23 protein-coding genes and 1 pseudogene are annotated in these 23903 nt (G+C 73.8%); 16 read left to right on the top strand and 8 right to left on the bottom strand.

Translation table 11 applies throughout. From position 1 onward, the window contains the following. Positions 1 to 22 precede the first annotated feature (22 nt). Positions 23 to 541, bottom strand: a complete 519-nt coding sequence (locus AC1VM9_RS02430; protein WP_481341355.1) for an inorganic diphosphatase — start codon at positions 539 to 541, stop codon at positions 23 to 25. A gap of 180 nt (positions 542 to 721) precedes the next feature. Between AC1VM9_RS02430 and AC1VM9_RS02425 the strand changes: the two genes are divergently transcribed. The 5 genes from AC1VM9_RS02425 to AC1VM9_RS02405 all read left to right on the top strand — a co-directional run bounded on the left by AC1VM9_RS02425 (position 722) and on the right by AC1VM9_RS02405 (position 6165). Further along, positions 722 to 2332: a D-alanyl-D-alanine carboxypeptidase/D-alanyl-D-alanine-endopeptidase gene (locus tag AC1VM9_RS02425; protein WP_483120968.1), complete on the top strand. Its 1611-nt coding sequence runs from the start codon at positions 722 to 724 to the stop codon at positions 2330 to 2332. A 115-nt stretch (positions 2333 to 2447) separates the two neighbouring features. Next, positions 2448 to 3566: a zinc-dependent metalloprotease gene (locus AC1VM9_RS02420; RefSeq protein WP_483120966.1), complete on the top strand. Its 1119-nt coding sequence runs from the start codon at positions 2448 to 2450 to the stop codon at positions 3564 to 3566. A 21-nt stretch (positions 3567 to 3587) separates the two neighbouring features. Continuing rightward, positions 3588 to 4592: a tRNA lysidine(34) synthetase TilS gene (gene tilS, locus AC1VM9_RS02415; protein ID WP_481341380.1), complete on the top strand. Its 1005-nt coding sequence runs from the start codon at positions 3588 to 3590 to the stop codon at positions 4590 to 4592. 156 nt (positions 4593 to 4748) lie between these two features. Then, entirely contained in the window at positions 4749 to 5300 is a 552-nt protein-coding gene (gene hpt / locus AC1VM9_RS02410) for a hypoxanthine phosphoribosyltransferase (protein ID WP_481341352.1), read from the top strand. Between the two features lie 10 nt (positions 5301 to 5310). Continuing rightward, entirely contained in the window at positions 5311 to 6165 is an 855-nt protein-coding gene (locus tag AC1VM9_RS02405; protein WP_483120964.1) for a DUF1028 domain-containing protein, read from the top strand. 222 nt (positions 6166 to 6387) lie between these two features. Here the strand turns inward: AC1VM9_RS02405 and AC1VM9_RS02400 are convergent, their stop codons facing one another. The 3 genes and pseudogenes from AC1VM9_RS02400 to AC1VM9_RS02390 all read right to left on the bottom strand — a co-directional run bounded on the left by AC1VM9_RS02400 (position 6388) and on the right by AC1VM9_RS02390 (position 8600). Further along, positions 6388 to 7125 carry a hypothetical protein gene (locus AC1VM9_RS02400; RefSeq protein WP_483123953.1) on the bottom strand — a complete coding sequence of 246 codons (738 nt, stop codon included), beginning with the start codon at positions 7123 to 7125 and terminating at the stop codon, positions 6388 to 6390. Between the two features lie 45 nt (positions 7126 to 7170). Continuing rightward, positions 7171 to 7269, bottom strand: a pseudogene (locus AC1VM9_RS02395) (hypothetical protein); the annotation flags it as partial. Further along, positions 7254 to 8600: a GTP-binding protein gene (locus AC1VM9_RS02390; RefSeq protein WP_483120962.1), complete on the bottom strand. Its 1347-nt coding sequence runs from the start codon at positions 8598 to 8600 to the stop codon at positions 7254 to 7256. The gene AC1VM9_RS02390 and the pseudogene AC1VM9_RS02395, both read right to left, overlap by 16 nt. A gap of 403 nt (positions 8601 to 9003) precedes the next feature. Here AC1VM9_RS02390 and ftsH point away from each other — a divergent pair, with 403 nt between their 5' ends. From ftsH to AC1VM9_RS02365, 5 genes are read left to right on the top strand one after another with little or no spacing between them, the layout of a single operon-like run. Further along, positions 9004 to 11109 carry an ATP-dependent zinc metalloprotease FtsH gene (ftsH, locus tag AC1VM9_RS02385; protein WP_483123951.1) on the top strand — a complete coding sequence of 702 codons (2106 nt, stop codon included), beginning with the start codon at positions 9004 to 9006 and terminating at the stop codon, positions 11107 to 11109. Between the two features lie 3 nt (positions 11110 to 11112). Beyond that, a complete protein-coding gene (gene folE, locus AC1VM9_RS02380; protein ID WP_481340315.1) occupies positions 11113 to 11685 on the top strand; it encodes a GTP cyclohydrolase I FolE in 573 nt (190 codons plus the stop codon). 50 nt (positions 11686 to 11735) lie between these two features. Further along, complete coding sequence (gene folP / locus AC1VM9_RS02375) at positions 11736 to 12560, top strand: dihydropteroate synthase (protein ID WP_483123950.1); 825 nt, start codon at positions 11736 to 11738, stop codon at positions 12558 to 12560. After that, positions 12560 to 13447 carry a 2-amino-4-hydroxy-6-hydroxymethyldihydropteridine diphosphokinase gene (gene folK / locus AC1VM9_RS02370; RefSeq protein ID WP_481340317.1) on the top strand — a complete coding sequence of 296 codons (888 nt, stop codon included), beginning with the start codon at positions 12560 to 12562 and terminating at the stop codon, positions 13445 to 13447. Before folP ends, folK begins: the two co-directional genes overlap by 1 nt. After that, positions 13444 to 13932: a DUF3180 domain-containing protein gene (locus AC1VM9_RS02365; RefSeq protein WP_481345756.1), complete on the top strand. Its 489-nt coding sequence runs from the start codon at positions 13444 to 13446 to the stop codon at positions 13930 to 13932. Before folK ends, AC1VM9_RS02365 begins: the two co-directional genes overlap by 4 nt. A gap of 283 nt (positions 13933 to 14215) precedes the next feature. On the opposite strand, the gene AC1VM9_RS02360 is transcribed toward AC1VM9_RS02365, so the two are convergent. Continuing rightward, positions 14216 to 14527, bottom strand: coding sequence for a hypothetical protein (locus AC1VM9_RS02360; protein ID WP_483120959.1), 312 nt, complete (start codon positions 14525 to 14527; stop codon positions 14216 to 14218). Between the two features lie 8 nt (positions 14528 to 14535). Continuing rightward, positions 14536 to 15738, bottom strand: coding sequence for an NADH-quinone oxidoreductase subunit D (locus AC1VM9_RS02355; RefSeq protein WP_481340323.1), 1203 nt, complete (start codon positions 15736 to 15738; stop codon positions 14536 to 14538). An 85-nt stretch (positions 15739 to 15823) separates the two neighbouring features. Here AC1VM9_RS02355 and AC1VM9_RS02350 point away from each other — a divergent pair, with 85 nt between their 5' ends. After that, on the top strand, positions 15824 to 17146 hold the full coding sequence (locus AC1VM9_RS02350; RefSeq protein ID WP_483120957.1) for a cytochrome P450: 1323 nt from the start codon (positions 15824 to 15826) through the stop codon (positions 17144 to 17146). Positions 17147 to 17153: 7 nt separating this feature from the next. Here the strand turns inward: AC1VM9_RS02350 and AC1VM9_RS02345 are convergent, their stop codons facing one another. After that, positions 17154 to 17702, bottom strand: a complete 549-nt coding sequence (locus AC1VM9_RS02345) for a copper resistance CopC family protein (RefSeq protein ID WP_483120955.1) — start codon at positions 17700 to 17702, stop codon at positions 17154 to 17156. Positions 17703 to 17707: 5 nt separating this feature from the next. Then, entirely contained in the window at positions 17708 to 18736 is a 1029-nt protein-coding gene (locus tag AC1VM9_RS02340; protein ID WP_483120952.1) for an SAM-dependent methyltransferase, read from the bottom strand. Between the two features lie 31 nt (positions 18737 to 18767). On the opposite strand from AC1VM9_RS02340, the gene AC1VM9_RS02335 reads away from it, so the two are divergent. From AC1VM9_RS02335 to nadC, 5 genes are all read left to right on the top strand, one after another. Continuing rightward, on the top strand, positions 18768 to 19667 hold the full coding sequence (locus AC1VM9_RS02335; RefSeq protein WP_483120950.1) for a Rossmann-like and DUF2520 domain-containing protein: 900 nt from the start codon (positions 18768 to 18770) through the stop codon (positions 19665 to 19667). After that, positions 19664 to 20551: a pantoate--beta-alanine ligase gene (gene panC / locus AC1VM9_RS02330; RefSeq protein WP_481340334.1), complete on the top strand. Its 888-nt coding sequence runs from the start codon at positions 19664 to 19666 to the stop codon at positions 20549 to 20551. The genes AC1VM9_RS02335 and panC overlap by 4 nt, the downstream gene beginning before the upstream one ends. A gap of 104 nt (positions 20552 to 20655) precedes the next feature. After that, positions 20656 to 21078: an aspartate 1-decarboxylase gene (panD, locus tag AC1VM9_RS02325; RefSeq protein WP_481340336.1), complete on the top strand. Its 423-nt coding sequence runs from the start codon at positions 20656 to 20658 to the stop codon at positions 21076 to 21078. Between the two features lie 90 nt (positions 21079 to 21168). After that, positions 21169 to 22950, top strand: coding sequence for an L-aspartate oxidase (locus AC1VM9_RS02320; RefSeq protein WP_481340338.1), 1782 nt, complete (start codon positions 21169 to 21171; stop codon positions 22948 to 22950). Continuing rightward, positions 22947 to 23855 carry a carboxylating nicotinate-nucleotide diphosphorylase gene (gene nadC / locus AC1VM9_RS02315; RefSeq protein WP_483120947.1) on the top strand — a complete coding sequence of 303 codons (909 nt, stop codon included), beginning with the start codon at positions 22947 to 22949 and terminating at the stop codon, positions 23853 to 23855. The genes AC1VM9_RS02320 and nadC overlap by 4 nt, the downstream gene beginning before the upstream one ends. The last annotated feature ends 48 nt before the right edge of the window (positions 23856 to 23903 follow it).

The raw sequence follows: 23903 nt of genomic DNA, 5'->3' as shown, positions 1-23903 counted from the left end.
TCAGTGGCGTCGAGCCTGCGGCTCAGTGGCCCTGCGGCATGGCCCAGCGGGCCGTCGAGACGCCCTGCTCCTTGGCGCGCTCCAGGGCCTCCGTGATGATCTTCTCGGCGTCCGCGCGGTTGCCCCAGTCCGAGGCCTCGACGTGCTTGCCCGGCTCGAGGTCCTTGTAGCGCTCGAAGAAGTGCTGGATCTCCTTGAGCGTGAACTCGTTGACGTCCTCGATGTCCTGGAGGTGGGCGTTGCGGGGGTCGACCGGCACGCAGAGCACCTTGTCGTCGCCGCCGGCCTCGTCGGTCATGTGGAAGATGCCGATCGGGCGGGCCTCGACGACGACGCCGGGGAACAGCGGCTCGGGCAGCAGCACGAGGGCGTCGAGCGGGTCGCCGTCCTCGCCGAGCGAGTCCTCGATGTAGCCGTAGTCGGCCGGGTAGGCCATGGGCGTGAAGAGGTAGCGGTCGAGGCGGACGCGGCCCGTCTCATGGTCGATCTCGTACTTGTTGCGCTGTCCGCGCGGGATCTCGATGGTGACGTCGAACTCCACGTCTTCCCCTTCACACGGTGGTGGGCGGCCGGACCGCACCGGCTGGCGCGGGAGCCGCGGTGCCGGCGTGGGAGCCGGCGGCTGACAGAATCTTCCGCGACAGTCTGGCAGCAACAGCGGCCCGCGCGCGAAACCGGTGACCCGCGCGAGACGGGCACTCGGGACGAGGCACGAGAAGGGATGGGCGTGATCCGCGGGATGACCTACACGATGGCCGCGATCTGCTCGGCCGTCGCCATCGTCCTCGGCTACGCGGTGCTCGACGTCGCCGGCGCCGCACCCGGCATCCTCACGACCGCGCCCGTGCCGCCCCCGCCGCCGACCGAGACTCCCGGTACCCGCACCCTGCCCGTCGTCCCCCAGCCCACGCTGTCGACGTCGGTCCCGCCCCCGTTGCCCTCCCTCGCCGGCGAGACCGCCGCACCGTCGGCAGCGGGTGTCGAGGCGGCCCTTGCGCAGGTTCGCGCGCTTCCGGCGCTGCGCGACGCGGCGCTCGTCGTGCGCGACGGACAGAGCGGACGGGTGCTCCTCGACCAGGACGGCGCCGCCCTGCGCATCCCCGCCTCCACGACCAAGCTGCTGTCCGCCGCCGCCATCGGGCAGGTCTTCCACGCCGACGAGACGCTGTCGACCGTCGTGCGCGCCGGCGCCGCCGCCGACGAGATCGTGCTCGTCGCGGGCGGCGACTCGCTCATCAACCCCGGCAAGGGCGACCCGGACGCCGTCGCCGGGCGCGCCGGCCTGCGCGACCTCGCCGACGAAGTGGCCCGGGCCCTGGAGGCGCGCGGCGTCACGGCGGTGCGCCTGTCCGTCGACGAGTCCTACGCCGACGGCCCGCTCCTCGCGACGACGTGGGGCGGCGACTTCCGGCGCCTCGCCCTCACCGGCCCGGTGTCGATGCTCGGCCTCAGCACCCAGCGGGCCCGGCCCGGGCACCCGGCGCTCGCCGACCCGGTCGCCTCGGTGCGCGACCGGCTCGCCGACCTCCTCGGGGCCGACGGCATCGCGGTCACCGTCGAGAAGCGTCCCGAGGCGCTCGTCCGGCGGGGCCGCACCGACAACACCGCGATCGTCCCGGCGCCCGCGCCGTCGCCGTCGCTCGACGGCACGACCGGGTCGGCGGGGTCCACGGGCGGCGCGACCGGCACCGCCGACGCGACGGGCGGGGCGGACGCGACCCGCCCCACGGACGCGACGGGCTCGGCGGCCTCCGGCGGCTACGCGCCCGGTACCGTCCTGGGCCGGATCGAGTCCGCTCCGGTGCGCGACCAGCTGGCCCTGGCCCTCACCGACAGCGACAACGCGCTCACCGAGATCCTCGCCCGCCAGGCCGCCTTCCGGACCGGCGCCGGCACGTCGTTCCCCGAGGTCGGCGCCTGGGTCGTGTCGCAGGTCGGCGCGCTCGGCCTCGACACGACGGGGGTGACCCTGGCGGACGCGTCGGGGCTCAGCCGCGAGAACCGGGTGCGCGCCGACCTGCTCGCCGACGTGCTCGTCCTCGGGTACGACGGTCGCCACCCGGTGCTGCGCCGGGCCCTCGACGGGATGCCCATCGGGGGTCTCACCGGCACGCTGGAGGGACGCTTCACCGGCGCCGACCACGAGGCCGCGGGCCGCGCGCGGGCCAAGACCGGCACGCTGACGGGTGCCAACGCGCTCGCCGGTTCGGTCGTCGACGACGACGGCCGACTCCTCGTGTTCGTGGGTATGGTCGCCGGAGCGGGAACCAACGACGCGCGAGCGGCGTTGGACCGTCTGGTGGCGACCGTCGCCGGGTGCGGCTGTCGCTGACGGACCGGTGACTCCTGCGGGCGCGAGTCGAGGACCGACGGCCGGACTCGCGCGGCCCCAACCGGGCCGGTGACCCAGACCGTCACGAGAGCCGTCACGAACCGAAAGGGCCGCGATGACCGACACGACCGTCACCGACGGGGGGACGAACGGCCCTCACGGTGGCCCCAGGGGCCGGAGCGGCCCGAACGGGGTCAGCGCGCAGTACGTCGACTACGAGTTCGCCAAGCGCGCCGGGCGCACCGTCGTCGCCGCCGGGCCCCAGGTGACCTCCGCGGAGGCCGCGGCCGTGGTCGCCGACCTCCGGGCCGCTGCCACGGCAGCCGTCGAGCCGGTGGCCACGACGAGCGGTCTCGTCGCTCCGCACGACGCGCCCGCGCCCCTCGTCGTCGACCGCATCGGCTGGATCGAGGCCAACGTCGACTCCTTCCGCGCCATGCTCGACCCGGTCGTCGACAAGCTCGTGGCCCGCAAGAAGGTCCCGAGCGCCGCAGCCACCGCGATCGGCGGCAAGGTCACCGGCGCCGAGATGGGCGGCCTGCTCGCATTCCTCGCCACCAAGGTGCTCGGTCAGTACGACCTCGCGCCGGGCGGCACTCCACGGCTGCTCCTCGTCGCTCCCAACATCGTCGCCACCGAGCGCCGCCTCGACGTCGACCCCACCGACTTCCGCCGCTGGGTCGCGATGCACGAGGAGACGCACCGGGTGCAGTTCACCGCGGTGCCGTGGCTGCGCGACCACCTGGTGCGCGAGTCGCAGGCCCTCGCCGTCGACCTCGCCCCGACACCCGAGGACCTCAACCGGCGGCTCGAGCAGCTGGCCCGCAACCTGCCGGAGGTGTTCACCTCCGGAGAGGGCATCGCCCAGATCCTCGCGACGCCCGAGCAGCGGGCCCGCATCGCCGAGCTGACCGCCGTCATGTCGCTGCTCGAGGGCCACGCCGACGTCGTCATGGACGACGTCGGGCCGAAGGTCATCCCGAGCGTCGCCGAGATCCGCCGCAAGTTCGACCAGCGCCGGTCGGCGTCGGTCGGCATCGACCGGATCCTGCGGCGCCTGCTCGGCCTCGAGGCCAAGATGCGCCAGTACCGCGACGGTGCCGTCTTCGTGCGGGCGGTCAGCGACCAGGTGGGCCGCGACGGTTTCAACGCCGTGTGGTCCTCGCCCGAGGCGTTGCCCCGGGCGGCCGAGATCGTCGAGCCGGGCGCCTGGGTGCGCCGGGTCCACGGCTGAGGCATGGAGGCTCCCGCCGAGATGCCCGGTCCCGATCCCGCCGTCGCCGTCACGCGCCTCGCGGTCCGCGAGCACCTGCTCGACCTGCCGCCGGGGGCCCTCGTCCTCGTCGCCTGTTCGGGTGGTCCGGACTCCGTCGCCCTCGCCGGCGCCCTCGCCTTCGAGGCGCCGCGGGTCGGGATGCGCGCCGGCGCCGTCGTCGTCGACCACGGGCTCCAGGAGGGCTCCGACCGGGTCGCCGACCACGCGGCGGACGTGTGCCGTGGCATGGGCCTGGACCCGGTCGAGGTCGTCCGGGTCGATGTCCAGCCCTCCGGGTCAGGACTCGAGGCCGACGCCCGCACCGCCCGGTACGCCGCGTTCGAGCAGGTCGCGAGCCGGCTCGGCGCCGAGGTCGTGCTCATCGGCCACACCCGCGACGACCAGGCCGAGCAGGTGCTCCTGGGTCTGTCCCGCGGGTCGGGCGCGCGCTCGTTGAGCGGGATGCCGGCTCGACGCGGACGCTTCGTGCGGCCCCTGCTGGCGCTGCCGCGGGCCACGACGCTCGCCGCCTGCGCGGCCTACGGCATCGAGCCGTGGGAGGACCCCCAGAACGCCGACGACAGCTTCCGGCGGGTCCGGGCCCGGCGCCTGCTCGCCACCCTCGAGGCCGACCTCGGACCGGGTTTCGGCGCGGCCCTGGCCCGCAGCGCGGACCTGCTGCGCGAGGACGCCGACTACCTCGAGACGCTGGCCCGCCAGGCGCGGGCCGGGCTGCCGGAGGTCCCGGGCGGCGGCGTCGACCTCGAGGCGCTCGCCGCGCTGCCGCGGGCCCTGCGCACGCGCGTGTGGCGGCTGCTCGCCGCCGAGGCCGGGGCACCGCTCGCCGACGTCACCGCCGCGCACGTCGAGTCGCTCGACGCGCTGCTCACCTCGTGGCACGGTCAGGGCCCGCTGCACGTCCCCGGCGGCATCGCCGTGGCGCGCGAGCGGGGGGCCATCCGCTTCACCGTCCTCGACCCGGCGGGCCGAGCCGCGGCAGGCTGAGCCCGACGGGCTGCCTTGCGGGCCGGGCCGCGAGGACTGTGGTCGCCGGGCCTCGCACGTCGGCGCCCGGGGCGGGCGCTGACCCGCGCGGCCCGCTGCGCTTGAATGGGTCCGCACGTCCGTGCGCGTCCCACCGCACAACGCGAAGGAGCCCCCGTGGACCACGAGCACATGGGCGACGACCTGGCCAAGGTCCTCTTCACCGAGGAGCAGATCCAGGCCCGTCTCGCCGAGCTCGCAGAGGAGATCTGGAAGGACTACGAGGGCAAGGACTTCCTGCTCGTCGGCGTCCTCAAGGGCGCGGTCGTCGTCATGGCCGACCTCATGCGTGCCCTGCCCGGCACGGCGCCGATGGACTGGATGGCCGTGTCGTCGTACGGCTCGGGCACCAAGTCCTCGGGCGTCGTGCGCATCCTGAAGGACCTCGACACCGACATCACCGGGCGGCACGTGCTCATCGTCGAGGACATCATCGACTCGGGCCTGACGCTGTCGTGGATCAAGTCGAACCTCGAGTCGCGCCGACCCGCCTCGGTCGAGATCTGCACGCTGCTGCGCAAGCCGGACGTCGTCAAGGTGGACATCCCGGTTCGGTACGTCGGCTTCGACATCCCCAACGAGTTCGTCGTCGGCTACGGCCTCGACTACGCCGAGAAGTACCGCAACCTGCGTTGCGTCGGCACCCTGGCGCCGCACGTCTACTCCTGAGGCGGCGGCCGTGACGTTCTCGATCGTCGCCCGGCAGGGTGAGGCCTACGGCGTCGCCGTCGCCAGCAGGTTCCTCGCGGTCGGTGCCGTCGTACCCGGTGCACGCCTCGGCACCGGGGCCGTCGCCACCCAGTCCTATGCGCGCGTGGCCTACGTCGACGAGCTGCTCTCACTCCTCGGCGCAGGACAGGACGCGGCGTCGGCGGTCGACGCGGCCACCGCCCTCGACACCGACCGCGAGACACGCCAGGTGGGCGTCGTCGGGGCCACGAGCGCGGCCACCTTCACCGGCTCGGAGTGCAACCCGTGGGCCGGGGGCGTCGCGCGCGAGGACGGCGACACCGCCTACGCCATTCAGGGCAACATCCTCACCGGGCCCGAGGTCGTGGCGGCCATGGAGGAGGCGTGGCACGGCTCCGCGGGCCAGGGGCTGTCCCGACGCCTGCTCGCCGCCCTCGCGGCCGGCGACGCCGCCGGTGGTGACTCGCGCGGCCGGCAGAGCGCGGCCGTCTACGCCGTCGAGCCGGGGGCGGGCTACGACGCGTGCGGCGTCCTCGCCGACCTGCGCGTCGACGACCACCCCGACCCGGTCGCCGAGCTCGGGCGGCTGCTCGACGAGTGGGAGCTGTACTTCGGCAAGCCGGAGGACGTGCAGCCGCTCACCGGGATCCTCGGGGAGGAGGTCGCCGACCGGCTCGCCCGCCTCGGTCACCCCGTCGGCGACGGCGGCGCGCCCGACCTTCCCACCGCGCTGGCCGACTGGGCCGGCAACGCCAACTACGAGTCGCGGCTGAGCCCCGACGGCATCGACCGCCGCGTCCTCGAGGCCCTCCGAGCGGCCACCACGCCCGCCACCGCCCCCTGAGCCCCTGAGGCCCTGAACCCCCCCGAGCCCCCCAACTCCCCGGCTGGCCGGCCGCTTCCTCCCGCTTCCCGCGCTTCCTGACCGAACGAGTCGTTCGGTGCTCGAACGCGGTGGTGCACCGGCTCGTTCGGCACCCTCCGACGCGTTCGGCACCGAACGACTCGTTCGGTGCTGGGGGTCGGTCGCGGGGTCGGGTGCCGCCGGGTGGGGTTCGGTGCGGGGTCAGAGCTTGCCGGCGACGCGGAGGAGGTACTCGCGCCGGTGGAGCGGGTCGAGGTCGGTGCGTGGTCGCGACGGGCGCGGGCCGACGACCGGTCGGTACCCGTCAAAGTCGCACACGAGGTCACCGAGCCCGCTCGTCAGGCCGGGCACCCGGTGCTGCAGCTCGTGCAGGCTCTCGGCCGGGACCTCGCCGCGCAGCCGTGTCACCTCGCCGAGGACCTCCGTCTCACGCGGCGCGGTCCGCACGTGGCCGAGCATCGTGAGGACCTGACCCAGCACGTCGCTCGGCACCTCGAGCTCGAACCGGTGCACCGGCTCCTCGACGGTGGTCCCGGCGGTGCGGAGCGCGTCCATCAGGACGAGCGGGGTGAGGCTGCGGAAGTCACCCGCGGTGCTCGACATCGACCGGTCGAACTTCTGGTGCATGTGGCTCTGCCGCGGCCAGTAGCCCGAGTGCGTCATCGTGACGGCGCAGTCGGTGACCGGCCACCCGTCGAGCCCCTGTCCGAGCGTCGCGTGGACGGTCTCCTCGACGGCCGTGAAGAACGCCGGTGGCATCGACCCGAGCTCGACCTCGAGCGCGAACCGCACTCCGCTGCCCGCCGGCGCGGGGTCGACGCGCAGGCCGACCGTGGCGTTGAACGGGTTCGGCGCCACCCCGATCAGCTCGACGGCGCAACCGGACCCCGTGACCCGCTCGCGGCAGATGACCGTCGTGGTGCGGAACCTCACCTCCACGCCGTGGTCTGTCGCCAGCGTCGCGCCGATGACCTCCTTCTGCACCTCGCCGTAGAGCGAGACGTGCGTCTCGCCGCGGACCTGGTCGTGGCGCAGGTCGATGAGCGGGTCCTGCTCGACGAGCCGGGTCAGGGCCGTCTGCAGCTGCGCCCGGTCGGCGGGGTCGAGCGGCTCGACGACGGTCTCGAGCGTCGGCGGCGAGAACTCGTGGACGAGCGGCCGCGCCAGCCGGACGTCACCGACGAGGTCGCCGATGCGGGCCCGTTCGAGCCCACGACCCTCGCGATCCGGCCCGCCGGGACGCGGTCGACGCGCGTGACCCCGCCGGCCTCGTGGACGGCCAGCCCGGTGACCCGCGCGTCCCGGTCGGTCGCGCGTCCGGCTGCCCGACCTCCCGTCCTCGGGGGAGCGCCGCGCTCGCTGGGGACCTCCGTGGGGGCGAGTGCGTCCGCCGGGGCGCCGGCCTCGAGAGCCCGGCCGTCGTGGAGAGCCACGCGCTCGCGCACCGCGACGGAGCCCGACGTGACGTTGACGAGGGCGACCTTCTCGCCGGCCGCCCCCCGCTGGACGGCGAAGACGGTTCCGGCGAGCGGGCCGTGCGCGTCGGGGGTCGTCGTCGGTAGCAGCCACGGCAGGGCGTCCGCCAGCTCCCGGACACCCACGCCGGTCATCGCGGAGCCGAGCAGGACCGGGCACACGAGACCGCGCCGGGTCTGGTCGGTGAGCTCGGCGAGCAGCCGATCGGCGGAGACGCGACCGGGGCGTTCGAGCCAGTCGTCGAGCAGCTGGTCGTCGGCCCGGCTCAGCGCCTCGACGACGCGTTCGCGGGCGGCCGTCCGTGCCGGCCGTCCGCGCCCGGGCACGGAGGTCGACGTGGTCCCGACCGCCGGGGCGAGCCCGAGAATTCCGAGACCGTCCGGCACGACGGTGGCCGAGCGCGTCCCCTCGTCGATGCCGCGCTCGAGGAGCACGGGCGTCACGGCGAGACGCTCGACGACCTGGCGCAGGACCCGGTCGGTGCACGCGCCGGTGCGGTCCAGCTTGTTGACGAACAGGAGGGTCGGGACGCCCAGCCGCCGCAGCGCCCGGTGCAGGACCCTCGTCTGTGCCTGGACGCCCTCGACGGCGGAGACGACGAGCACGGCGCCGTCCAGCACCGCGAGCGAGCGCTCGACCTCGGCGATGAAGTCCGAGTGGCCCGGTGTGTCGACGAGGTTGACCGTCAGCAGTCCGCCCGGCGCACCGCTGGCCAGCTCGAACGACACGACGGCGGCCTTGATCGTGATGCCGCGGGCCCGCTCGAGGGCGAGCGTGTCGGTCTGGGTGCTGCCGTCGTCCACGCTGCCGAGCTCGCCGATGACGCCGGCGTGCAGCAGCAGGCGCTCCGTCAGGCTGGTCTTGCCCGCGTCAACGTGGGCGAGGATCCCGAGGTTGGTGGTGCGCGACGGCACCGGTGAGGTGAGTGGGGTGTCCAAGGTGCTCCATGTCCTGTGCGTAGGTACGGCTGACCTGCTCGGGTGACATGAAGCTGCGGCGCATCCCGCTCTCCCTTCTCTCTGGGTCTCTGGCTGTCTCAGGGCTCCGTCGAGCTCTCGAGCTCTCTCGAGCTCTCTCGAGCTCTCTCCGGCGTCCGTCCGCACGTCCCTGCGACGTGGCGGCGCCCTCCAGTGCAGCAACCCCCGACGCGACGGGCAACCGAATATCCGCCACGCTCCCGGCCGCGAGGCGTCCGCCGGCACGGTCCGGGGCGGGGACGGGTGCGGGCTGGTTGGTCAGCCACCCTCGCGATGCGGAACACTGGTAGGTGGCCGGACGTTGAGCCGGAGGACGAACCCACCGGACGAGCAGGAGGACCGGGGCTGCCCGCCCCGCACGTACATGGACGCTAAGCGGATACTGCGCACCCCACTGCTGTGGATCTTGGTCCTCATCAGCGCGCTCGTCTTCGGGATGATGTTCTCCCAGTCCGGCCCGCCGCGGATCGACACCTCCGAGGCGATGAAGCAGATCACGAGCGGCAACGTCACGTCGGCCAAGCTGATCAACAACGAGCGGATGGAGCTGACGCTCTCCAAGCCGTACACGTCGCCCGACGGCGCGGTCAAGGACGCCAAGTCGGTCTACGCCTACTACGTCGACGCGCGTGCCGACCAGGTCGTGCAGGCCCTCGACGCCAAGCAGCCGGCCAACGGCGTCGACGACTACATCGAGCAGCAGAGCTGGTTCGGCTCGCTGCTGTTCTCGATCCTGCCGATCATCGTCATCCTCGCGATCTTCTGGTTCCTCATGGGCCAGATGCAGGGCGGCGGCAACCGCGTCATGCAGTTCGGCAAGTCGCGGGCCAAGCTCGCGAGCAAGGACACCCCGAAGGTCACCTTCGCCGACGTCGCCGGCTGCGACGAGGCCATCGAGGAGCTCCAGGAGATCAAGGAGTTCCTCCAGGAGCCGGCGAAGTTCCTCGCCGTCGGGGCGAAGATCCCCAAGGGCGTGCTGCTCTACGGCCAGCCCGGTACCGGCAAGACGCTCCTCGCGCGGGCCGTCGCCGGCGAGGCGGGGGTACCCTTCTACTCGATCTCCGGCTCGGACTTCGTCGAGATGTTCGTCGGTGTCGGCGCGAGCCGCGTCCGCGACCTCTTCGAGCAGGCCAAGGCGAACGCCCCGGCGATCGTGTTCGTCGACGAGATCGACGCCGTCGGACGCCACCGTGGTGCCGGCCTCGGCGGTGGCCACGACGAGCGCGAGCAGACCCTCAACCAGCTGCTCGTCGAGATGGACGGCTTCGACGTCAAGACCAACGTCATCCTCATCGCCGCGACCAACCGCCCCGACATCCTCGACCCCGCCCTGCTGCGCCCCGGACGCTTCGACCGGCAGATCGCGGTGGAGGCGCCCGACATGCTCGGCCGACACCGCATCCTCCAGGTGCACGCCCAGGGCAAGCCGATGGCCCCCGACGTCGACCTGCTCGCCGTTGCCCGCCGCACGCCCGGCTTCACCGGTGCCGACCTCGCCAACGTCCTCAACGAGGCGGCGCTCCTCACCGCGCGCAGCGACCGGAAGGTCATCGACAACGTGGCGCTCGACGAGGCGATCGACCGCGTCATCGCCGGCCCGCAGAAGCGCACCCGCATCATGTCGGCCAAGGAGCGCAAGATCACGGCCTACCACGAGGGCGGCCACGCCCTTGTCGCGGCGGCGCTCAACCACACCGACCCGGTGACCAAGGTGACGATCCTGCCGCGCGGCCGCGCGCTCGGCTACACGATGGTCATGCCCGTCGACGACAAGTACTCGACGACGCGCAACGAGATCCTCGACCAGCTCTCGTACGCCCTCGGCGGACGCGTCGCCGAGGAGATCGTCTTCCACGAGCCGACCACCGGTGCCAGCAACGACATCGAGAAGGCCACCGGCATGGCCCGCAAGATGATCACCGAGTTCGGCATGAGCGAGCGCATCGGCGCCATCAAGCTCGGCCAGTCCAACGGCGAGGTCTTCCTCGGCCGCGACATGGGCCACGAGCGCGACTACTCCGAGCGCGTCGCGAGCGTCGTCGACGAAGAGGTCCGCAAGCTCATCGAGGCCGCCCACGACGAGGCGTACGAGGCGATCAACACCAACCGCGACATCCTCGACCACCTCGTCCTCGAGCTGCTGGAGAAGGAGACGCTCAACCAGGCCGAGCTCGCTCAGGTCTTCGGCAACGTCGTGCGGCTGCCGGAGCGCCCGACGTGGCTGTCCTCGCAGACGCGCGTGCCGGGCGACCGGCCGCCGGTCCTGACGCCGGCCGAGATCGCGGCAGCGCAGAACGGCTCGGGGCAGAACGGCCACCTGCCGCCGCCGGTCGCACCCGACCGCGAGCTGGAGGAGAAGATCGACGAGGCCGCGTCCGTCGGTGCTCACCCCCTCGCCGAGGAGCACCCGGCCCAGGAGGTCATCGAGGTGCCGGACGACCGTCCGGTCAACCCCAGCGAGAAGGGCTGACGGGTGGCGGTCGACCACGCACGCGCCGAGGCGGCGGTCCGCGAGCTGCTGCTCGCCGTCGGTGAGGACCCGGAGAGGGAAGGGCTGAGGGACACCCCGGCCCGCGTGGCACGGGCGTACGCCGAGATCTTCGCCGGCATCGACAAGACGGCCGCGGAGGTCCTCAGCACGACGTTCTCCATCGACCACGAGGAGCTCGTCATTGTCCGCGACATCGAGCTCTACAGCACGTGCGAGCACCACCTCGTGCCGTTCCACGGCGTCGCGCACGTCGGGTACATCCCGGACAAGGACGGCCGCGTCACGGGCCTGTCCAAGCTCGCGCGGCTCGTCGAGGTGTTCGCGCGGCGGCCGCAGGTGCAGGAGCGGCTGACCTCGCAGATCGCCGACGCGCTCGTCGACCACCTGTCGGTGCGCGGCGTCATCGTCGTGATCCAGGCCGAGCACCTGTGCATGTCGATGCGCGGCATCCGCAAGCCGGGCGCCTCGACCATTACCTCGGCCGTGCGAGGCCAGCTGCGTGACCCCGCCACTCGAGCGGAGGCCATGGCGCTCATGCTCGAGGGCAACAAGTGACGGCCACCGGCATCGAGGAGCTGCTGCAGGTCACCGACCGCACGCTCGTCATGGGCGTCGTCAACGTCACGCCGGACTCCTTCTCCGACGGCGGCGAGTGGTTCGAGCCGGAGGCCGCCGTCGCCCACGGCCTGGAGGTCCTCGCTGCGGGCGCCGACGTCGTCGACGTCGGCGGCGAGTCGACGCGCCCCGGGGCCGAGCGTCCGTCGATGGCGGAGGAGATGCGCCGCGTCGTGCCCGTCGTGCAGGCCCTGAGCGGGCAGGGCGCCGTCGTGTCCGTCGACACGATGCGCGCCGAGGTGGCCGCGGCGGCGCTCGAGGCCGGTGCTGCGCTCGTCAACGACGTGTCCGGCGGCCTCGCCGACCCGGACATGGTGCCGCTGGTGGCCGCCATGGGCCGGCCGTTCGTCGCGATGCACTGGCGCGGCCACAGCACGCAGATGCAGTCCCGGGCGGTCTACGGCAACGTCGTCGGCGAGGTGCTCGACGAGCTGTCGGCCCGACGCGACGACCTGCTCGGGGCGGGCATCGCGCCGGAGAGGCTCGTGCTCGACCCCGGGCTCGGCTTCGCCAAGACCGCCGAACACAACTGGGCGCTCATGGCGGCGCTGCCGGTGCTCCACGGGCTCGGGCACCCGGTGCTGCTCGGTGCCTCCCGCAAGACGTTCCTCGGCCGGCTCGGTCGCGATGTCGACGCCCCACCGCGCCCGGCCGCCGAGCGTGACCTCGAGACGACGGCCACCTCCGTCATGGCCGCCATGGCCGGGCTGTGGTGCGTCCGGGTCCACGACGTCGCCTCCACCGTCCGGGCCCTCGCCGTCGTGCAGGCGGCGCTCGACCATGCCGGTGACGACCTCATCGAGGAGCTCGACTGATGCCTGACCGCATCGTGCTGCAGGGTGTCACCGCCCGCGGCCACCACGGAGTGCTCGCTGCCGAGAAGCGAGACGGGCAGACCTTCGTCGTCGACGTCACCATGACGCTCGACCTCGAGCCGGCCGGACGCACCGACGCGCTCGTGGCCACGGTCAACTACGCGGAGGTGGCCGGCGACGTCGTGGCCCGGGTCACCGGCCCGTCGTTCGACCTCATCGAGCGGCTCGCCGAGGTGATCGCCGACGACGTGCTGCGCCACGACCTCGTCGAGGTCGTCGAGGTCGTCGTGCACAAGCCGGAGGCGCCGGTGGGGCACCCCTTCACCGACGTCCAGGTGCGCGTCGAGCGCAGCAACGCCGCGCACGTCGTCGTCGCGCTCGGCACCAACCTCGGGGACCGCGGCCAGACGCTGACGGACGCGATGGTGGCCCTGACCGCCCTGCCCGGGCTGACGCTGACCGGCATCTCCGACATCGTCGCCACGGACCCGGTCGGCGGCCCCGAGCAGCCCGAGTACCTCAACGCAGTCGTGGTGGGGCGCTCGCTGCTGCACCCGGCCGACCTGCTCGCCGAGCTGCACCGCATCGAGGCCGAGCACGGACGCACGCGTGAGGTCCGTTGGGGCGCAAGGACGCTCGACCTCGACCTCATCCAGTACGGCCGCCCGGGGGGTCATCACGAGGTCGTCAGCGACGACCCGGAGCTGACGCTGCCGCACCCTCGCGCGCGCGAGCGGGCGTTCGTCCTCGTGCCGTGGCTCGATGCCGACCCGCGCGCGACCCTGCGGGTCGGCGAGGGCACGGCCGGCATCCGCCGCGTCGAGGAGCTCCTCTGCGACCTCGACCGCTCCGGCGTGCGCCCCGGCCCCGGATGGGAGCAGCAGTGAGACCGCACGCCGGCATCCGCGTCACGGCCCTGGTGCTGACCGGGCTCGTGGTCACCGTGCTCGCCTGGGTCGTGCTTCGTTCGGTGGCCGGCGGCGGTCACGGCCTGCCCGACCCCGGCTGGCTCGGCCTCGTCGCGATGCTCTTCCTCGGCGGCGGCCTCGTGGTGGCAGGCTGGCAGGTCCGCAAGGTGCGCGACGGTCTCGACCAGCCGCACGTCACGCCGCTGCGCGCGGCCCGCACCCTCGTGCTCGGCCAGGCGGGCGCGCTCACCGGCGCCGCCCTCGTCGGCTGGTACGCCGCGAACGTCCTCGTGCTGCTGCCCGACGCCGACGTCCAGTCCCAGCGCGACCGCATCTGGCCGTTCGTGGCCCATGCCGTGGTCGCCCTCCTGCTGTCGGCGGCCGGCATGCTCGTGCAGCGCTGGTGCCGCCTGCGCCCGACCGACGACGAGGACGAGCCCCGCAACGGACGCGACGGCGCCTGACGGCGCCCGATGCGCCCGCAACGGGTGGCAGCCGAGAACCCGCAGGGCCCCTCCGCCCCTCCACCCCCTGGCCACGGGCACCACTCGGCCCATCCGCCGACCGGACCCGCTGGGCCCCGATCGGCTACGTCACTGCTCACTCAGAGTGAGCAGTGACGTAGGCGCCGGGGGACCAGCGGTACACCCTTGAGGTACCCCCCTGGTGGAAGGCGCAGGCTGAGCCCCGCGGCGACCGTCGTCGAGCCGTCGCAGCGGCGTGGGTCGGGTCCCGGCGCCGCGGGCGTCAGCGGGGCGTCGACAGGACCGGCGGGCCGGTCGTGGTCGACGTGGTGGTCGGCGTCGTGGTCGGCGTCGTGGTCGGCGTCGTGGTCGGGGACACCGGCGTCGTCGTCGAGGTCGTTCCGGTCTGACGCGGTGGGCCGGCCGGGCCGTCGGGTGTCGTCGTGCGCGCCGGCCACGGCGGGGGGATGGTGTCGACGGTGTCCTCGTCGGAGCACGCGGCGGCGAGGGTCACCGACGCCGTGATGACGGCGACCGCGGCCGCGCGCAGCCAGGTCGCCCGCGACGCGCCGCGCCACGAGGTCGACCGCAGCATCCGCAGCCTCACTTGTCGACGTCGCCGACGACGAAGAACATCGAGCCGAGGATGGCGACCATGTCGGCGATGAGCTGGCCCGGGAGCATCTCGCTCAGCACGGAGATGTTGTTGAACGAGGCCGACCGCAGCTTGAGCCGCCACGGGGTCTTCTCGCCGCGGGACACGAGGTAGTAGCCGTTGAAACCGAGGGGGTTCTCGGTGGCGCAGTACAGCTGCCCCTCGGGCACCTTGAGCACCTTGGGCAGCTTGACGTTCACGGGGCCCTGCGGCAGGCCGACGAGCCGGTCGAGGCAGGCCTCGGCGAGGTCGAGCGACACGTGGACCTGCTCGAGCAGCACCTCGAGGCGGGCCAGGCAGTCGCCCGCCCTGCGGGTCACGACGCGTCCGGGACCGCCCTTCGCGAAGAGCTCGCCGTACGCGAGGTACGGGGTGTCCCGGCGCAGGTCGACGTCGACGCCGCTCGCCCGGGCGATGGGACCCGAGACGCCGTAGGCCAGGGCGGTCTCTCGCGGCAGGACGCCGACCCCGCGGGTGCGACCCTCGAGGATCTCGTTGCCGACGACGAGCCGCTCGAGCGCGGGCAGCCGCCGGCGGACGTTCTCGACCGCCTTGCCCGCGCGCCCGAGCCACCCCGCGGGGAGGTCCTCCTTGAGGCCGCCGACGCGGTTGAACATGTAGTGCATCCGGCCCCCCGACACCTCCTCCATGACCGCCTGGAGCTCCTCGCGCTCACGGAACGCGTGGAAGACCGGCGTGATGGCGCCGAGCTCGAGGGGGTAGGAGCCGAGGAACATCAGGTGGTTGAGCACGCGGTTGAGCTCGGCGAGCAGGGTGCGAGCCCAGACGGCCCGCTCGGGGACCTCCATGCCGAGCATGTGCTCGACCCCGAGGACGACCCCGAGCTCGTTCGAGAAGGCCGACAGCCAGTCGTGGCGGTTGGCCAGCACGATGATCTGGCGGTAGTCCCGCACCTCGAAGAGCTTCTCGGCGCCCCGGTGCATGTACCCGATCACCGGCTCCGCCGTGACGATGCGCTCGCCGTCGACGACGATGCGCAGCCGCAGGACGCCGTGGGTCGCGGGGTGCTGCGGGCCGATGTTGAGCACCATGTCGGCGGTCGCGAGGCCGCCGGCCCCGACCCCCACGGTCAGGGCCTGGCGGCGTGCCGGAGCCGCGGTCGTGCCGGGGACCTCGGACGCGGGGGGCATGTGCTCGAGTATGCCGTGCCGCGCCGGTCGTCACGTCGCGACCCCGGGGCTGCCGTGGCGCACCCGGGTCGGGCACAGTGGGTTCGTGAGCCAGCCAGAACCCGACACCGCTGCCGACGGCACCGCCTCCGGCGTCCCCGACCCCGCCGGACGTCGTTCCGCCGTGCCGACCGCACCGGCCGCCGTCGACCTGTCCGCGGCGGCCTTCGTGGCCGACCCGTACGGCGACCTCGCCGTCATGCGGCAGGTGGCGCCCATCGTCTGGCACGAGGGGCTCGGCCTGTGGCTCACGACGACGCACGCCGCGGCCAACGACGTGCTGCGGGACCGACGGCTCGGCCGCATCTTCCGGCCTCGGGCCACCTCCGAGGACGACCCCTGGACCGTGTTCGACTGGCTGCACGCCGACTCGATCCTGGACTCCGAGCCGCCCAAGCACACCCGGCTGCGCCGCCTCGTCGCCGGCGCCTTCAACCGCGGGCACATCGAACGGCTCCGGCCGCGCGTGGAGCAGATCGCCGACGAGCTGCTGTCCGAGGCCCTTGCGCGCCTCGACGGCGACGAGGTCGACGTCATCGAGACCTACGCCGAGCCCCTGCCCGTCCGCGTCATCTGCGAGCTGCTGGGCGCGCCCGCGTCCGACTGGAAGCGCTTGCGCGACTGGAGCCAGGCCATCGTCCGGATGTACGAGGTGGCGCCGTCCGCCGACGCGCAGCTGGAGGCGCAGCGGGCCTGTGCCGAGTTCGCCGGGTACGTCGAGGCGCTCGCGGCCGAGCGCGTCGAGAACCGGGGCGACGACCTGCTCACCGCCCTCGTCGAGGAGCGCGACGGCGGGGACCGGCTCTCGCGCCGCGAGCTCGTCGCCACCGTCGTCCTGCTGCTCAACGCCGGCCACGAGGCCAGCGTCAACGGGTTCGGCAACGGCCTCGCGTCCCTGCTGTCGGACCAGGCACAGCTGCAGGCGGTCCTCGGCTCGCTGGACGACGACGCAGCGGTCGCGCGCCTCGTCGAGGAGATGCTCCGGCACGACTCGCCGCTGCACCTGTTCGAGCGCACCGCGACGACCGACGTCGAGCTGCACGGTGTCACGGTCCGCGAGGGCCAGAAGGTCGCCGCCCTGCTCGGCGCCGCCAACCGCGACCCCGCCGTCTTCCCGGACCCGGACCGCTTCGACGCCGGGCGCGACCCCAACCCGCACCTGGCCTTCGGGGCCGGCATCCACTTCTGCCTCGGCGCGCCGCTGGCCCGGATGGAGTTGCAGATCTCCGTCCGGGCGCTGCTGCGGCGCCTCGGTGCGGTTCGCGTCGTCGAGGCGCAGCGACGTCCCACCTTCGTGCTCCGCGGCTACGAGCGCCTCGTCGTCGAGCGCGTCGACTCGCAGGTCGACGCGCTCGACGACGACCGCTGAGGCCTCGTCAGGGCCGCTTCGAGGTGCGGGTGCGCACGACCAGGAAGCCGCCGAGCGCGAGCAGGACGGCGGTGCCGACGATGGTCAGGAGCACCGGCACGAAGGTGGACGGGGCGGCCTCCTCGTTCGTCGAGTCGTGCTGGCGCACATGGACGCTCGGCCCCGCCGTAGCCGTCGAGCCGTCGAGGCCGACCATGGCGTGGAAGGAGAAGGTGCCGCTGACCGGGTGGCCGTCGTCGGACGTGACGCGGTAGGTCACCGTGTAGTCGCCGCCCGGGGCGCTCGCTGCGAGCCGCTGGCGCACGACCGAGCCGTCGATCGTCGGCGCGCCCTCGGCGATGTCGCCCTTCGGGCCGGTGACGACGACCTGCGTCCCGACCGAGAGGGGCGCCTCGGCGAAGGTGAGCTCGACTGTGCCCGGCAGCGTGTCGACGACCGCGCCGTCCGAGGGGTTGGTGCGCTCGAGGACGTCGTGGGCCGATGCCACGGCGGGCAGCCCGACGGTGACCGAGAGCGCGACGCCGAGGGCGAGCAGGAGGGACGACACGCGACGCATGACGATCAGGGTACGTGGGGCCCTCGCAGCCGCTTCACCGCCCACCGGAACCCGCCGAACCCCGCCGGGTCGACGAGGCGCGCCTCCGCGCTCGTGCGCTCGAGGGCGGCGAGGTAGCCGAGCGGGTCCTGCAGCGCGAGCGCGTGCGGCGGGACCGTCGCGGTGACCCCGAGCCGGCGCAGCACCTCGCGCTGGGTCGGGGTCTCGTCGGCGTCCAGGGTGTCCACGGCGACGTGGGCGGTGAGGTCGCACGACCCGTCGGGCACCGGTGTCGTCAGGTGCCCGGACGCGTAGCCGGCGAGCGTGCCGTGCGCCGGCCGGACGTCGCGGGTGTGGCCGTAGTCGACCCCGACGAGGGTGCCCGAGCGGACGCGTCGGACGAGGCCGGCCCACGCACGGTCACGGTCGAGGCCGACCTCGACGCGGTCGCCGGGGGCCGACGCCGGCCAGTGGTCGCGGGCCCAGGCGAGGTCCGCGCCCTCGAGCGGCCCGCCGAGCTGCTCCTGACCGGTCGCCGCGTCGACGAGCACGACGCGCAGCAGGCCCGAGCCGTCGACCTCCGCCACGGTGCACGGAACGACGTCGAGCCACTCGTGCGCCACGACGAGGCAGTCCTCGAGCCCGTCGAGCGCCTCCGGCAGGTCGGGGCCGCCGGGGGAGCGGACCCACTCGATGCGCTCGTCGAGGCCCTCGGGCCGGTCGACGACGTCGACGGCCACCACCCGGACGCCGGCCTCGCTCGGAGGCGACGCGCCGCGGTCGGTCCCGTCCGCGTACCTCGCCCCGGCGGGGGCGCCGTCGTCCAGCGCGGCCCGCAGGTGCCTCGCCAGCTCGCCGCGTCCCGCCCCCACGTCGACGACGAGCCGCACCGGGTGGTCCGGCAGCGCGAGGAGGGCCCGCGCCAGCACGGCGCCGGGTGCGCCGTGCGCCGCCGTCGTGAAGTGGGCCGCGGGCCCGCCCGCTGCGACGTAGAAGCCGCGCCCGGGCGCGTAGAGCGCCTCGTGCCACGCCTCGCGCCAGGGAAGGACGTCCACGGCGCCCGACTGTAGGCGATACCGTGCGCGGGTGAGCAGCCCCAGCGAGCGCCCCGCCCGTTTCGACGTCGGCGTCGTCGGGGCCGGACGCGTCGGTTCCGTGCTCGGCGCAGCCCTCGCGCGCGCCGGTCACCACGTCACGGGCGTCTCGGCGGTCAGCGAGGCGAGCCTCGACCGGGCGGCCCGGATGCTTCCCGGCGTGCCGGTCAAGCCGATCCCCGACGTCGTCTCGGGAGCCCACCTCGTCGTGCTGGCCGTGCCCGACGACGCGCTCGCCGACCTCGTCGCCGGCCTCGGCGCGACGGGCACCTTCACGCCCGGGCAGCTCGTCGTGCACACCTCGGGCGCCCACGGCATCGGCGTCTTCGAGGCCGCCCTCGACAGCGACATCGTCCCCCTCGCGCTGCACCCGGTGATGACCTTCACCGGCACCGAGGTGGACCTCGAGCGCCTCCAGGACTGCTGCTTCGGGGTCACGACCGTCGACCTCGCGCGGCCGGTCGGCGAGGCCCTGGTCATCGAGATGGGTGGTGACCCCCTCTGGGTCCCCGAGGAGGACCGGGTCACCTACCACACGGCCCTGGCCCACGGCGCCAACCACCTCGTCACGCTCGTGGCGCAGTCGATGCAGCTGCTCGGGGAGGCCGGCATCGAGGACCCGGCCCGGGTGCTCGAGCCGCTGCTGACGGCCGCGCTGGGCAACACCCTCCAGCTGGGTGATGCTGCCCTCACCGGCCCGGTGGCGCGCGGAGATGCCGGTACCGTGGCCGGGCACGTCGCGATGCTGCGCACGGTGGCGCCCGACATCCGGCCGACCTACCTGGCGCTGGCGCGCGCGACGGCGCAGCGGGCCCTGCTCAGCGGACGCCTCCGGGCGGACGTCGCGGACCCGCTGCTCCAGCTGCTGGCCCGCGAGGAGGACCGACCGTGACCCAGACCCCCGTCGTCGCCCGGACGCGCGACGAGCTGCGCGAGGCCCGGGCCTGCCTCGACGACGGCGACGTGGCCGTCGTCATGACGATGGGCGCGCTGCACGACGGCCACGCGACGCTGATCCGGCGGGCGCGCGAGACCCACGCCCACGTCGTCGTGACGATCTTCCTCAACCCGCTGCAGTTCGGGCCCAAGGAGGACCTCTCGCGCTACCCGCGCACGTTCGACACCGACCTGCAGATCTGCACCGACGCCGGGGTCGACCTCGTGTTCGCCCCGACGCCCGACGTCATCTACCCCGACGGCGACCCGGGCGTGCGCGTCTCGGCCGGGCCGCTCGGTGACGTCCTCGAGGGTCAGGCCCGGCCGGGGCACTTCGACGGCATGCTCACCGTCGTCGCGAAGCTGATGCAGCTGACCCGCTGCACGTCGGCCTACTTCGGCCAGAAGGACGCCCAGCAGCTGCTCCTCATCCGCCGGATGGTCCGCGACCTCGACTTCCCCGTCAACGTCGTGTCAGTGCCGACGGTCCGCGAGGCCGACGGGCTCGCGATGTCGAGCCGCAACACCTACCTGACGCCGTCGGACCGCGAGACCGCGCTGTGCCTCTCGGCGGCGCTGCGGGCCGGAGCCGACGCCGCCACCGAGGGGCCCTCGGCCGTCCGTCGCGCGGCGCGGTCGGTGCTCGTCCGGGAGCCGCTGGCGCTCGTCGACTACCTCGTGCTCGTGCACCCGGACACCCTCGAGGACGTGCCCGAGTGGTACCGCGGCGAGGCCCTGCTCGCGGTCGCCGGCCGGGTCGGCACGACGCGTCTCATCGACAACCTGCCCGTGCTCGTCGGCCCCGGCGGCGGCGCCCGCGAGACCTTCTCCCACCCCTGACGCTCCCCGGCGCCGTCAGCCCGAGCCCACCGCAGCCCATCGCATCCCCTTCAAACCCCGTCGAATCCCCTTCTCCTGAGGACAGATCCACCGTGCAGCGATTCATGCTCCACTCGAAGATCCACCGTGCCACGGTGACCCAGGCCGACCTGCACTACGTCGGCTCGCTCACCATCGACCGCGACCTCATGGACGCCGCGGACCTCTGGCCCGGTCAACAGGTCGACGTCGTCGACGTCGACAACGGCAACCGCCTCACGACGTACGCCATCGAGGGCGAGCGCGGCAGCGGCATCGTGTGCATCAACGGCGCGGCGGCGCGGCTCATCTCGCCCGGCGACACCGTCATCGTCATCGCGTACGCCGCGATGGACGACGCCGAGGCGCGCGCCTTCGAGCCGAACGTCGTCTTCGTCGACCGCGACAACCGCGTCGTCGGGACCGGCCACGACGCCGGCGACGTGCCGGACGGCTTCGGTCTCCTGACGTCCGCGGTCACGGAGCGGAACCACGCCCACCACCTCTGACGCCGCGGCATACGGTATGGGGCACGACCTCCACCGGGACCCCACCGTCCCCACCGGTCCCACCGAGACGCCCCCATCGAGAAGGTGCTCATGAACGACAGCGGCATCACGGTCCCGCGCCGGCTCCGGGCGCCTGCGCCGGGCTGGACGGCGACGGCCGACGTCATCGTCGTCGGCAGCGGCATCGCGGGCCTCACGACGGCCCTGCGGCTGCGGCGTCGCGTCGACCGCGTCCTGCTCGTGACGAAGACCGTCCTCGACGAGGGGTCGACGGCCTGGGCGCAGGGCGGCATCGCCGCCGTGATGTCGCCGGAGGACAGCCCGGCGGAGCACATCCACGACACGCTCGTGGCGGGCGTCGGGCTGTGCGACGTCGACGCCGTGCGCACGCTCGTCACGGAGGGCACCGACGCCGTCTGGGACCTCATCGCGCTCGGGGCCGACTTCGACCGGGGCGAGGCGGGCGGCCTGAGCCTGACCCGCGAGGGAGGCCACCACCGCGACCGCATCCTGCACGCGGGTGGTGATGCCACCGGCCGGGAGATCAGCCGCGCCCTCATCGCCGCGCTGGACCGCGTCCGTGACGACCCCGGCATCGAGGTCATCGAGCACGCGCTCGTCGTCGACCTGCTCACCGACGCCGACCGGCGCGTCTGCGGCGTCACGCTGCACGTCATCGGCGAGGGCCAGGTCGACGGCGTCGGTGCGGCGCACGCGCGGGCCGTCGTCCTCGCGACCGGTGGGCTCGGTCAGATCTACTCCTCGACGACCAACCCGTCCGTGGCGACGGGCGACGGCATGGCGGCCGCGCTGCGGGCCGGTGCCGTCCTCGCCGACCTCGAGTTCGTCCAGTTCCACCCGACCGTGCTGTGGCTCGGTGAGGGCTCGCGCGGCCAGCAGCCGCTCATCTCCGAGGCGGTCCGCGGCGAGGGAGCCTTCCTCGTCGACGCGGCGGGCGAGCGGTTCATGCAGGGCCAGCACCCGCTGGCCGACCTCGCGCCGCGTGACGTCGTCGCCCGGGCCATCATCCGGCGGATGCGAGAGACCCACGCCGACCACGTCTACCTCGACTGCCGCCACCTCGGTGCGGCCTTCCTCGAGCAGCGGTTCCCCTCGATCGTCGCGCGCTGCCGGGAGCTCGGCTTCGACCCGGCGACGCAGCTGCTGCCGGTCGCGCCGGCCCAGCACTACGCGTCCGGCGGCGTGCGCACCGACCTGCGCGGGCGCACCTCCCTCGAAGGTCTCTACGCGTGCGGCGAGACCTCGTGCACCGGCGTGCACGGGGCCAACCGGCTCGCGTCCAACTCGCTGCTCGAGGGCCTCGTCTTCGCCCGGCGCATCGCCGACGACCTCACCGCACGGCTCGGCGCGGGCGAGCTGCCACCCACGACGCCCGCGCAGGAGCCGGACGCCGTCGCGCCGGAGCTGGTCCGGGGCAAGCGCCGGCTCGACGTGCAGCGGGCCATGACGGCCGGGGCGGGCACGGTGCGCTCGGCGGCGTCGCTCGCGGCGACCGAGCAGGCGCTGGCCGCGGTGTCCGAGCGGTCCGCCCGCGACACCGACCGGCAGGGCGGACCCAAGAGCTGGGAGACGACCAACCTCGTGCATCTCGGCCGGGCCCTGACGCACGCGGCTGCGCTGCGCGAGGAGACCCGGGGCGGCCACGTGCGCGAGGACTTCCCGACCCGCGACGACGAGCGCTTCCTCCACCACGTCCACCTCGTGCGGGGCGCCGCGGGGCGTCTGGAGGCGAGCGTCGTCCCGGTGCCGCGCGCGAGCCTCGACGGCCTCGACCTCGACGCGGGCGTGCCCGACCGACCCGCCGGCCACCTTGTGGCACAGCGCGACTCACGATCCGAGGAGGACCGGTGACCGACCGGCACGACATCGCGACGCAGCCGAGCGGCCTGAGCGGCTTCCCCGAGGAGTGGGCCCGCCGAGTCGTCGACGTGGCCCTCGAGGAGGACCTCGGGCCGCGGGGCCTCGACGTCACGACCCTGGCGACGATCCCCGCCGACCAGGACCGCGTCGCGGAGGTCGTGGCCCGCGGCCCCGGGGTCGTGGCCGGCGTCCCGGTCATCGGCCTCGTCCTGTCGGCGGTGGCCGTACGGCTCGAGCTGCCGGTGCCGGCGGTCGAGGTGCTCGCCGACGACGGGGCCCGGGTCGAGCGCGGTGACGTCATCGCCCGCGTCACGGGCCGGACCCAGGTGGTGCTCGTCGCCGAGCGGACCGTCCTCAACGTGCTCAGCCGCCTGTCCGGCGTCGCGACCCACACGCGCCGGTGGGCCGACGCGCTCGAGGGCACGCCGACGATGGTCCTCGACACCCGCAAGACGACGCCGGGGCTGCGCTGGCTCGAGAAGTACGCGGTGCGCTGCGGCGGCGGCACGAACAAGCGCATGGGGCTGTACGACGTCGCGATGATCAAGGACAACCACAAGCTCGCGGCCGGGTCGGTCGCCGCGGCGTACGCCCTGGTGCGGGGGCGGTTCCCCGACGTCGACGTGCAGGTCGAGGTCACGACGCCGGCCGAGGCCCGGGAGGCCTACGACGCCGGAGCCCGGTTCGTCATGTGCGACAACATGACCGTGCCGGTGCTCGCCGAGACCGTCGCGCTGCTGCGCGCGGCCGGCGAGCCGGTCGAGATCGAGGCGACGGGCGGGATGACCCTCGAGGTCGCGCGCGCGTACGCCGAGACGGGCGTCGACTTCATCTCGGTCGGCGGCCTGACCCACTCCTCGCCGATCGTCGACATCGCCCTCGACCTCGTCGACTGACGGACGGCCCGCGACGCAGCCCACGCGCGGGGGTCCGCGGCGTACCCT

The sequence above is a fragment of the Monashia sp. HAY1-11D genome, from assembly GCF_056868035.1.
Note: the sequence above shows the minus strand (reverse complement) of the source record. Positions and strands in the feature narration are given on the sequence as shown.